The sequence below is a fragment of the Streptomyces monomycini genome (assembly GCF_022271435.1).
In the GTDB taxonomy this organism is placed as follows: domain Bacteria; phylum Actinomycetota; class Actinomycetes; order Streptomycetales; family Streptomycetaceae; genus Streptomyces; species Streptomyces monomycini.
Genome location: NZ_JAFIQY010000003.1, coordinates 423,211 through 432,832, shown reverse-complemented (window position 1 = coordinate 432,832; position 9,622 = coordinate 423,211). Strand labels below are relative to the sequence as shown.

Sequence of the window (9,622 nt, the reverse complement as noted above, 5' to 3'; positions counted from 1 at the left end):
CCCACCCCCACGCCAAGCCCCGAACCCCAAGCGACCCGGATTCCGCTCGGCTCTACCCGGGTAAACCCCCGGTGGGGGAGTGCAAGCGCGCACCCGTAGGCCACCCACCCCCACCGCTCCGAATCCCACCGGTCCCGCCCCTACCACCCCAAACCCCACCGGTTCCGCCCCCGCCGCCCCGCCCTCAGCTCCGGCCCCTCCCACCTCAACCGCGACCCCCACCCCCACCCCCACCGAAGAACCGTTCCGCCAGTGGATGGGCGCCGCGGTTGGGCAGGGCGAGGCGGACGGTTACCGGTGGAGCGTTCTTCAGGCGTACGAAGCGGATGCCCGGGTGGGTGTGGCGCGTGGCCACCTCCTGCGGGGCCACGCCCACCCCGTGTCCCGCGGCCACCGCCTCCAGCCATTCGTCGAAGTTGTCCGCCGTGCAGGCCAGGCGCGGGCGCCGGTCGGCGGGCCACAGCTCGGGGCGGGTGCTGCCGGTGACGGTGTTCACGACGAGCGGGTGCTCCGCCAGTTCGGCCCAGTCCAGCACCCGGCGGCGCGCCAGGGACGCGCCCGCGCCGTCCCGGCCGATGGCGGCGACCCGCGGCTCGTGCAGCAGTATCCGGGTGCGGACGTCCGCGTCCGGCGGGGCGTCGCCGCGCAGTACGGCGATGTCCGACTCGCCGGTGTCCAGTCCCGCCAGCGGCGTGTCCCGGCGGACCAGCCGTACCCCGGCCCCGGTGGCCGCCTCGAACTCCGCGTTCAGCTCGGCACAGGCGGCGGGCAGCAGCGACGTGAAACCGAGCCGCAGCACGGGCTGCCCACCGGGCGCACACAGCGCGGCGGCCAGCCGGGGAAGCAGCGACGCCAGTTCGGCGTACAGCCGACGGCCCTCCTCCGTCAGCTCGACGCGCCGGGTGGTGCGGTCCAGCAGCCGCGTGGCAAGAACCCCCTCCAGGGCCCGTACGGACTTGGTCAGCGCGGGCTGTCCGACGCGCAGCCGGTCGGCGGCATACGTGAAACCGCGCTCCTCGGCAACGGCCATGAAGGCACGCAGGTGCCGCAGTTCGACCCCGTCGAGCCCGTCCGTGCCACGCGCCACTCCCGCCACCGGTCCCGCACCCACCGTCATGTCCACGTCCTGCCGTCACCCTCCACCGAAGCGCCTCCGCGCTCATCCGCACGTGGCTGTCCGCACACGTCCCCGCCGGGCGCACATCGCTCCGCGCGGCCACTTCCCCGAACATCCGGAGAGCTGCTGCGCTTCCCGGGTGAGGTGAGGTGAGGTGAGGTGAGGCGAGGTGGGGATGGGGCGGCCTACGGACCGGGGCAGGGCCCTCGTTCAGCTCAACGCCTCCTCGATGGCCTCAAACACGTCCGCGTCGGTCTCCTGCTGCCATGACGGCAGGTCGGCCCAGTCGGCCACGTAGCCGGGCTTGGGGTCTTCGAAGTGCCGGTACATCTGGGCCGTCCAGCACGTCGCGACGAAGCGGCTCTTCTGCTCGCGGGACAGTTTTGAGGTGCGGCCCCCGCTGACCTCGATGAACTGACGGACCTGCGCGTAGACGGCCCCGGCGGACTCACGCTCCCACTGCGGGGTGTCGTTCCACGGAGTGACGTAGCCGGGCTTGGGCTCCCCGGGGAAGTGCCGGCGCACTCCCGCGATCCAGCTCTCCCGGAACAGCCGTGCGCCTTCGCTCTGCGACATGCCAGCCCCTTCCGTCACGGCGTGCTCGTCGAGGCGTTCTCCGCTCCCGGCTCCGCCGACGCGGTTCGTCGCCGATCCGCTGCCGTACACAACACACCTATTCCCCCTGGGCATCAATTCCCCCACTCCGGCATTTCCCTCCCCTTCAAGAGCCCGCCTACGTTCCTCCGGTCGGTGCACAAGAGCTGACGGAATCGGGGAGTTGGCAGCGATGCGCAAGGTCTGGTTGTTGGCGCTGGGGGCGTTCGCGCTCGGGCTCGACGCTTATGTGATGGCGGGGCTGCTGCCGGTGGTCGCGCACGACCTCGGTACGACGGTGTCGCTGGCGGGGCAGATGGTGACGGTGTTCACGCTGGCGTATGCGATCGCCGCGCCGTTGGTCGCGGGGCTGCTGTCGGGGGTGCGGCCGCGCGGGGTCATTCTCGTCGCGCTGGCGGTGTTCACGGTGGGGAACGCCGCCACGGCGCTCGCGCCCGCGCTGGGAGCGTTGCTGGGCGCGCGGATCGTGGCGGGCGCCGGGGCGGGCGTCTACGCGGCGCTGTCCACGGCCGCCGCCTCGGCGCTGGTGCCCGCCGAGCGGCGGGGGCGGGCGTTGGCGCTGGTCATGGGTGGGATGAGTACGGGCACGGTGGTCGGTGTGCCGGTGGGGGTGCTGCTGGCCGAGCACGGGGGGTGGCGGACGACGATGTGGCTGGTCACGGGGTTGGGGGCGGTCGCCCTGGCGGGGTTGGCCGGGCTGCTGCCCGCGGTGCCCGCGGATCCGCCGGTGCCGGTGCGGGCCCGGCTGGCCGCCGTCACGGACCGCGAGGTGGCGCCGATCGTGGGGGTCTCGTTCCTGGCGGCGGTGGCGAGTCTGGGGCTCTACACGTACCTGGCGCCGGTGCTGGCGTCCGCGGGGGGAGTGGGCGAGGTCGCGCCGTATCTGTGGGCGTGGGGGATCGGCGGGGTGCTCGGGAGCCTGGCGGCCGGGCCGCTGGTGGACCGTACGGGGAAGATCGCGGCCCTGGTCGGCGGGATCCTGGTGACGGTGGCCGCGGCTCAGGCCCTGCTGCCGCTGCTGGCCTCCGCCGCGCTGCCCGGCGCGGCCGCCGCCCTGGTGGTCTGGGGCGCGGCGGGCTGGGCCCTTCAGGTGCCGCAGCAGCACCGGCTGCTCGCGCTGCGCGACGACCGCGGCACGGTGGCCCTCGCCCTCAACAACTCGGCCCTCTATCTGGGCAGCGCGGTCGGCTCCGCGCTGGGCGGGCTGGCTCTCGCGGCGGGCGTCCAGGCTGCCGCACTGCCGTGGGCGGCGGCAGGGGTCGCGGGCCTCGGGGCCGCCCTTCACCTGTGGACGGGCCGTCGCTCCCGGCACGCCGCGCGCGTCGGTACCCTTGGCGGTTATGAGCACTGTTGAGCCCGAGCGCGGGGCAGGTACGGGGACCCTCGTAGAGCCGACGCCGCAGACGTCGCACGGCGACGGCGATCACGAGCGCTACGCCCACTATGTCCAGAAGGACAAGATCATGGCGAGCGCGCTCGACGGGACCCCCGTCGTCGCCCTCTGCGGCAAGGTGTGGGTGCCGGGCCGGGATCCGAAGAAGTACCCGGTCTGCCCCATGTGCAAGGAGATCTACGAGTCCATGAGCGCCGGCGGCGACAAGGACAAGGGCGGTAAGGACGGCGGCAAGAAGTAGACCGTCCGGGGGGCGCGCCGGCGCGCGGCTCCCCGCCCGCCTCGCGCGTGTCCGGCCCGTTCCCGTACCAGGAGCGGGCCGCACGCGTGGTGCGCGCCGCACACAGAGGCCCGGTCCCCGCGTGGGGGCCGGGCCTCTGTGCGGGTGCGCCGGGCGGGTCAGTCGTTCCAGGGGGTGAGGTTGAAGATGTCGCCGCTCTCGGCGTTGGCGATGCACTGGTTGGCATAGGTGTGCTGGTAGGCGGTCGTCCTGCCGTGCCAGGTGCCGTGGGTGACGACCGTGACCGGCTGGTAGATCTTCGTGCAGGCGCGGTGGATCTGCGGGACGCGGGCGTAGTCCCCGTTGGCGAGGGCCAGCTTGAGGCAGGAGGCCTCCGGCGTCGGGTGGCTGCCGCCGGTCGGGAAGCACCGCAGGTAGGCGGCGGCGAGGAGCGGGCCGGAGGGGTCGGTGCCCTCGTGGACGGCGATGTGCTGGCGGCCGCCGGTCTCCGGCTGGGCGTCCGTGGCGGCGGCGGGGGCCGTGGCGAAGGGGAGCAGGCCCAGGGCGGCGACGGCCAGCAGGGCGGTGCGTACGGGTCTTGCGCGCATGGGTTCGGTCGGTCCTTTGTGTGTCGTGCGGCTGGGAGCTGCTTCCAGGGGGTGCTGCCGGGGGCCGGTCCGCGCGGACGAGACCCGGGGCCGCTTCTGGGAGCCGAGGAGGGACATCTGATTCATAGATAGACGTACCGGGGCGAATTGCCGACGAATGTGGGCCAGTGGCGGCGTGTCGCCCGCGCCGTTGCCTGATCGGCTCTTGTGGGGGAGCGTCGGCGCGCTTAGCCTCCTGAGGATTGTGCATGGCGAAACGCCCGTTGCGTATGTTGCAACGTTCCTTCAGGGGGTACCCGATGCAGCTCTCCACCCGAACAGCCGCCCGTGCCGCGGCACTTGCCCTGGCCCTCGGCACCGCCGTCGGCTGCGCCCCGTCCACCTCCGGCGGCGGCGCCAAGGAGGACAGCAAGACCGGCACGCTGCGGGTCTGGCTCTTCCAGGAGGTCAACAACAAGCCCAAGGAAGAAGTCGTCCGCAAGGCGGTGGCGGACTACGAGGCTGCCCACAAGGGCACGAAGGTCGACGTCACCTACATCCCGGTCGACACCCGCGCCCAGCGCATCAAGGCGGCCTTCAACGACCCCAAGAGCGCCCCCGACCTCATCGAGTACGGGAACACCGACACCGCCGGCTACGTGAAGGACGGCGGACTGGCCGACGTCAGCCAGGAGTTCGGCGCCTGGAAGGACGCCAAGGACACCGACCCCACGGCCAAGCAGTCGGTGACCGTGGACGGCAAGGTCTACGGCGCGCCGCTGTTCGTCGGCGTCCGGGCGCTGTACTACCGCACCGACGTGTTCAAGGACCTGGGCCTCACGGTCCCCACGACCCTGGACGAGGTCGCCACGACCGCCCGCAAGATCCGCGAGAAGCGGCCCGAGCTGTACGGGATCTCCGTCGGCGGCGCGTACACCTACGGCGCGCTGCCCTTCCTCTGGGCGCACGGCGGCGAGCTGGCGACCGGCAAGGGCGACGCGTACACCGCCGCCGTGGACAGCCCGAAGGCGCAGGCGGGCATCAAGGCGTACGCGGACCTCTTCGGCGACACCAACTGCCCGGCCGCCAAGTGCGCCGAGATGGGCGGCAACGACTCCGTCGCCGCCTTCGCCGCCGGCAAGGCGGGCATGACGATCGGCGGCGACTTCAGCCACCAGGCCATGGAGGACGGCAAGGTCAAGGGCAAGTACGCCGTCGTGCCGCTGCCCGGCACCACGAAGGGCTCCATCGCCCCGGCCTTCGCGGGCGGCAACAACATCGGCGTACTGAAGAGCACTTCGCACCGCACGCTGGCCGTCGACCTGATGAAGCAGCTGGCCGGCAAGGACACCCAGCGGCGACTGTTCGACGCGATGGGCTTCCTGCCGACGTACGGCGACGTACGGGCCGAGGCGGCGAGGAAGCAGCCGTTCGTGCAGCCCTTCGTGCGGACGCTGGAGGCGGGCGCCAAGTTCGTCCCGGCCTCCCCGGCCTGGGGTGGCATCGACTCCGCGCTGGTCCTGCCGACGATGTACCAGGAGATCGTCAGCGGCCGTAAGGACGTCGCCACGGCCTCCGGCGACGCGGCCAAGAAGATGAACGAGGCGTTCAAGAAGTGACGCTCACGGTCAAGGAAGCACGCCCCGGGAGCGGCCGGACGCCGCTCACCGGCGGCCGCCGGCTGCGGCCGCCGTCCCGGCACGGGAGCCGCTGGACCCCGTGGCTCTACCTCGCGCCCGCCCTGGTCGTCCTCGGCGGCCTGCTCGTCTACCCGATCTACCAGCTCGGCCTGATCTCGTTCCTCGAATACACCCAGGCCCAGGTCAGCGGCGGCGAACCGACCACCTTCAAGGGACTGGCGAACTACGCCGAACTGCTCGGCGACGGCCAGTTCTGGCAGGTGCTGCTGGCGACCGTGGTGTTCGCCGCGGCCTGCGTCCTGTGCACGCTGGTGGCCGGCTGCTCGACCGCCGTCCTGCTCACCCGCATCCGGGCGGTGCCCCGGCTGGCCCTGATGCTCGCCGCGCTCGGCGCCTGGGCCACCCCCGCCATCACCGGCTCCACCGTCTGGGTCTTCCTCTTCGACCCGGACTTCGGGCCGGTCAACCGGGTGCTGGGCCTCGGCGACTTCTCCTGGACCTACGGGCGCTACAGCGCCTTCGCGCTGGTCCTGCTGGAAGTCGTGTGGTGCTCGTTCCCGTTCGTGATGGTCACCGTCTACGCGGGCATCCGCGCCATCCCGGGCGAGGTCCTGGAGGCGGCCGCCATGGACGGCGCGTCGCAGTGGCGGATCTGGCGCTCGGTCATGGCCCCGATGCTGCGGCCGATCCTCGTCGTCGTCACCATCCAGTCGGTCATCTGGGACTTCAAGGTCTTCACCCAGATCTACGTCATGACCAACGGCGGCGGCATCGCCGGGCAGAACCTCGTACTGAACGTGTACGCCTACCAGAAGGCGTTCGCCTCGTCCCAGTACAGCCTGGGCTCGGCGATCGGCATCGTGATGCTGCTGATCCTGCTGGCCGTCACGCTCGTCTACCTGCGCCTGCTGCGCCGACAGGGGGAGGAACTGTGAGTACGGTCCCCACACCGGCCCCCACACCGGTCCGCACACCCCGGATACGGCGCCCCGGACGGATGGCCGCCGAGGCGGGCGCGCTGCTGCTCGCCGCCGCCGTGGCCTTCCCCCTGTACTGGATGGTGTTGTCCGCCTTCAAACCGGCGGGCGAGATCCAGTCCACCGAACCGGTGCCCTGGACCCTGCACCCTTCCCTGGACGCCTTCCGGCGGGTCTTCCAGCAGCAGGACTTCGGCCGCTACTTCCTGAACAGCCTCTTCGTGGCGGGTGTCGTCGTCATCGTCTCCGCGCTGATCGCCTTCCTCGCGGCGACGGCCGTCACCCGCTTCCGCTTCCGGTTCCGTACGACGCTGATGATCATGTTCCTGGTCGCCCAGATGGTGCCGGTCGAAGCGCTGACCATCCCGCTGTTCTTCCTGATGCGGGACGTCGGCGACGCCGTACCCGGCATCGGCCTGAACACCCTCGGCTCGCTGATCCTGCCGCACCTCGCCTTCTCCCTCCCCTTCGCGATCTGGATGCTGCGCGGTTTCGTCCGGGCCGTGCCCGAGGCACTGGAGGAGGCCGCCTACCTGGACGGCGCGTCACGCGCCCGCTTCCTGTGGCAGATCCTCTTCCCGCTCGTCTTCCCCGGGCTCGTCGCCACCAGCGTCTTCTCCTTCATCAGCACCTGGAACGACTTCCTCTTCGCCAAGTCCTTCATCATCAGCGCGACGGAGAACTCCACCCTCCCGATGGCACTGCTGGTCTTCTTCAAACCGGACGAGAACGACTGGGGCGGGATCATGGCGGCCTCGACCGTGATGACCATCCCCGTACTGGTGTTCTTCGTACTCGTGCAGCGCAGGCTGGTGTCGGGCCTGGGCGGCGCGGTGAAGGACTGACGACGCGCCCGCACCTCCCCGATGCACCGCACCGGCCACACCCACCCCCCTAGCCCCGAACGGAAGGGTCAGCACATGGACGACGCAGCGACGGCGGACGGCGCCCGTACGGAGACCGGCCTGATACCCCAGCCACGCGACACCCGGCCGGGGGAGGGCGCGTTCCTCCTGGGGCCGGGGACCGTACTGGACGCGGGTCCCGGTACGGAGGCCACCGCGGCCTGGCTGCGTGGCACCGTCGGCACCGCGACCGGCCTGCCGCTCCCGCCCCGTACGACCGGGAACCGTACGACCGGTGACGGCGCCACCGGGGACGGCACCTCCGGGCACGGCGCCACCGGGGACGGCACCTACGGGCACAGCCCCGACACCGGCGTCATCCGCCTCCGCATCGACGCCGACACCGCCACCGCACTCGGCCCCGAGGGCTACCGGCTCACGGCCGACAGCAGCGGCGTCATCCTCCTCGGCGGCGGCGCTGCCGGCGCGTTCTGGGGCGCGCAGACCCTGCGGCAGCTGCTCGGCGCCGACGCGCACCGCCGCGCGCCCCTGCGCCCCGGACAGCGCTGGTCCGTACCGGCCGTACGGATCGAGGACGCGCCCCGCTTCGCCTGGCGCGGCATGATGCTCGACGTCGCCCGCCACTTCCTGCCCAAGGACGGCGTGCTGCGCTACATCGACCTGCTCGCCGCCCACAAGCTCAACGTCCTGCACTTCCACCTCACCGACGACCAGGGCTGGCGCATCGAGATCAAGCGCCACCCGCGCCTCACCGGGGCGGGCGCCTGGCGGGAGCGCACCAAGCTCGGCCACCGGGCCTCGCCCCTGTGGGACGACCGGCCGCACGGCGGCTACTACACCCAGGACGACATCCGCGAGATCGTGGCCTACGCCGCCGCCCGGCACATCACCGTCGTCCCGGAGATCGACATCCCGGGCCACTCGCAGGCCGCCATCGCCGCGTACCCGGAACTGGGCAACACCGACGTCATCGACACCGCCGCCCTCAAGCCCTGGGACACCTGGGGCGTCAACCCGAACATCCTGGCCCCCACCGACACCACCCTCCGCTTCTACGAAGGGGTGCTGGAAGAAGTCCTCGACCTCTTCCCGTCCCAGTTCGTGCACATCGGCGGCGACGAGTGCCCCAAGGACCAGTGGCGCGCGTCGCCCGCCGCCCAGGCCCGTATCAAGGAACTGGGCCTGGCCGACGAGGACGAGTTGCAGAGCTGGTTCATCCGGCACTTCGACAGCTGGCTCGCCGACCGCGGACGCCGCCTGATCGGCTGGGACGAGATTTTGGAAGGCGGCCTCGCGCCGGGCGCCGCGGTGTCGTCCTGGCGCGGCTACGCGGGCGGCATCGCCGCCGCCCAGGCCGGCCACGACGTCGTCATGTGCCCCGAGCAGCAGGTCTATCTGGACCACCGGCAGGACGGCGGCGCCGACGAACCCGTACCGATCGGCTACGTACGGACCCTGGAGGACGTCTACCGCTTCGAGCCGGTGCCGCCGCAGCTCACGCCGGACGAGGCCGCCCGCGTCCTCGGTACCCAGGCCAACGTCTGGACCGAGGTGATGGAGAACCAGCAGCGCCTGGACTACCAGGTCTTCCCGCGGCTCGCCGCCTTCGCCGAGGTCGCCTGGTCGCGGCTGCCGGCCCCCGAGGACCGCGACCACACCGGCTTCACCCGCCGGATGAACGCCCACTACCACCGCCTGGACGCCCTCGGCGTCGACTACCGGCCGCCCGGTGGCCCCCTCCCGTGGCAACGGCGCCCCGGGTTGCTCGGACGTCCGATCGAGGGGTCGCCCCCAAACGTGTGAGCCGGGGCTGATGCGGGCGGCCGGAGCCCGCGGTACCTGGGACGGTGGTTCCCGCGGAACGCACTGAAGGCAGCCAAGGTGAGACATGTCCGGTACAGCGCACCAGGCGGGGTCGGGAACGTCCGCCCGCACACCGCACGGCCCCCGGCTCCGGCCACAGTCGGGGGCCGTGCCGGAAGCCGTGCCGGGACGCCGTCCCGCACGTCACGCCTGCTCCACCGCTCCCCGGCCGCCGTCCGCCGCCCGCCCGGCGCCGCCGCCCGCCGGCGCGCGCCCCGAACGTCCCGAACGCCCCGAACACCGGCCATGTCCCGTACGCGGCGCGCCCGCTGCCGTCCGAAGGCGTCCGGAACCCGGGCCCTAGCGCCGCGGGCCTGCAAAGATGTGCCAGAGTTGCCACGTCC

General features: G+C 72.2%; 9 protein-coding genes. 6 read left to right on the top strand and 3 right to left on the bottom strand.

Annotated features, from left to right (window positions below; genetic code table 11):
- Window positions 1–205 precede the first annotated feature (205 nt).
- Window positions 206–1,117 (bottom strand): LysR family transcriptional regulator, encoded by a 912-nt coding sequence (locus tag JXZ78_RS06425; RefSeq protein WP_050503121.1) that lies wholly within the window; start codon window positions 1,115–1,117, stop codon window positions 206–208.
- 210 nt (window positions 1,118–1,327) lie between these two features.
- The gene (locus tag JXZ78_RS06420; RefSeq protein ID WP_030025277.1) at window positions 1,328–1,693 is read right to left on the bottom strand and encodes a hypothetical protein; all 366 of its coding nucleotides are present in this window, start codon (window positions 1,691–1,693) and stop codon (window positions 1,328–1,330) included.
- A 211-nt stretch (window positions 1,694–1,904) separates the two neighbouring features.
- On the opposite strand from JXZ78_RS06420, the gene JXZ78_RS06415 reads away from it, so the two are divergent.
- Complete coding sequence (locus tag JXZ78_RS06415; RefSeq protein WP_238782705.1) at window positions 1,905–3,086, top strand: MFS transporter; 1,182 nt, start codon at window positions 1,905–1,907, stop codon at window positions 3,084–3,086.
- The gene (locus JXZ78_RS06410) at window positions 3,073–3,366 is read left to right on the top strand and encodes a DUF3039 domain-containing protein (protein ID WP_030025272.1); all 294 of its coding nucleotides are present in this window, start codon (window positions 3,073–3,075) and stop codon (window positions 3,364–3,366) included. Before JXZ78_RS06415 ends, JXZ78_RS06410 begins: the two co-directional genes overlap by 14 nt.
- 158 nt (window positions 3,367–3,524) lie before the next feature.
- On the opposite strand, the gene JXZ78_RS06405 is transcribed toward JXZ78_RS06410, so the two are convergent.
- Window positions 3,525–3,953: an SSI family serine proteinase inhibitor gene (locus tag JXZ78_RS06405; protein WP_050503120.1), complete on the bottom strand. Its 429-nt coding sequence runs from the start codon at window positions 3,951–3,953 to the stop codon at window positions 3,525–3,527.
- A gap of 299 nt (window positions 3,954–4,252) precedes the next feature.
- Here JXZ78_RS06405 and JXZ78_RS06400 point away from each other — a divergent pair, with 299 nt between their 5' ends.
- The 4 genes from JXZ78_RS06400 to JXZ78_RS06385 all read left to right on the top strand — a co-directional run bounded on the left by JXZ78_RS06400 (window position 4,253) and on the right by JXZ78_RS06385 (window position 9,218).
- Window positions 4,253–5,551, top strand: a complete 1,299-nt coding sequence (locus JXZ78_RS06400; RefSeq protein ID WP_030025270.1) for an extracellular solute-binding protein — start codon at window positions 4,253–4,255, stop codon at window positions 5,549–5,551.
- A 62-nt stretch (window positions 5,552–5,613) separates the two neighbouring features.
- Complete coding sequence (locus tag JXZ78_RS06395; protein ID WP_238782712.1) at window positions 5,614–6,507, top strand: carbohydrate ABC transporter permease; 894 nt, start codon at window positions 5,614–5,616, stop codon at window positions 6,505–6,507.
- Between the two features lie 62 nt (window positions 6,508–6,569).
- A complete protein-coding gene (locus JXZ78_RS06390; RefSeq protein WP_050503119.1) occupies window positions 6,570–7,394 on the top strand; it encodes a carbohydrate ABC transporter permease in 825 nt (274 codons plus the stop codon).
- Between the two features lie 75 nt (window positions 7,395–7,469).
- The gene (locus tag JXZ78_RS06385) at window positions 7,470–9,218 is read left to right on the top strand and encodes a beta-N-acetylhexosaminidase (RefSeq protein WP_030025267.1); all 1,749 of its coding nucleotides are present in this window, start codon (window positions 7,470–7,472) and stop codon (window positions 9,216–9,218) included.
- The last annotated feature ends 404 nt before the right edge of the window (window positions 9,219–9,622 follow it).

What these genes read in the sequence shown, in the direction of transcription:
- JXZ78_RS06425 (WP_050503121.1), bottom strand. Translation starts at nt 1,117, where the DNA reads ATGACGGTGGGTGCGGGACCGGTGGCGGGAGTGGCGCGTGGCACGGAC.
- JXZ78_RS06420 (WP_030025277.1), bottom strand. Translation starts at nt 1,693, where the DNA reads ATGTCGCAGAGCGAAGGCGCACGGCTGTTCCGGGAGAGCTGGATCGCG.
- JXZ78_RS06415 (WP_238782705.1), top strand. Translation starts at nt 1,905, where the DNA reads ATGCGCAAGGTCTGGTTGTTGGCGCTGGGGGCGTTCGCGCTCGGGCTC.
- JXZ78_RS06410 (WP_030025272.1), top strand. Translation starts at nt 3,073, where the DNA reads ATGAGCACTGTTGAGCCCGAGCGCGGGGCAGGTACGGGGACCCTCGTA.
- JXZ78_RS06405 (WP_050503120.1), bottom strand. Translation starts at nt 3,953, where the DNA reads ATGCGCGCAAGACCCGTACGCACCGCCCTGCTGGCCGTCGCCGCCCTG.
- JXZ78_RS06400 (WP_030025270.1), top strand. Translation starts at nt 4,253, where the DNA reads ATGCAGCTCTCCACCCGAACAGCCGCCCGTGCCGCGGCACTTGCCCTG.
- JXZ78_RS06390 (WP_050503119.1), top strand. Translation starts at nt 6,570, where the DNA reads ATGGCCGCCGAGGCGGGCGCGCTGCTGCTCGCCGCCGCCGTGGCCTTC.
- JXZ78_RS06385 (WP_030025267.1), top strand. Translation starts at nt 7,470, where the DNA reads ATGGACGACGCAGCGACGGCGGACGGCGCCCGTACGGAGACCGGCCTG.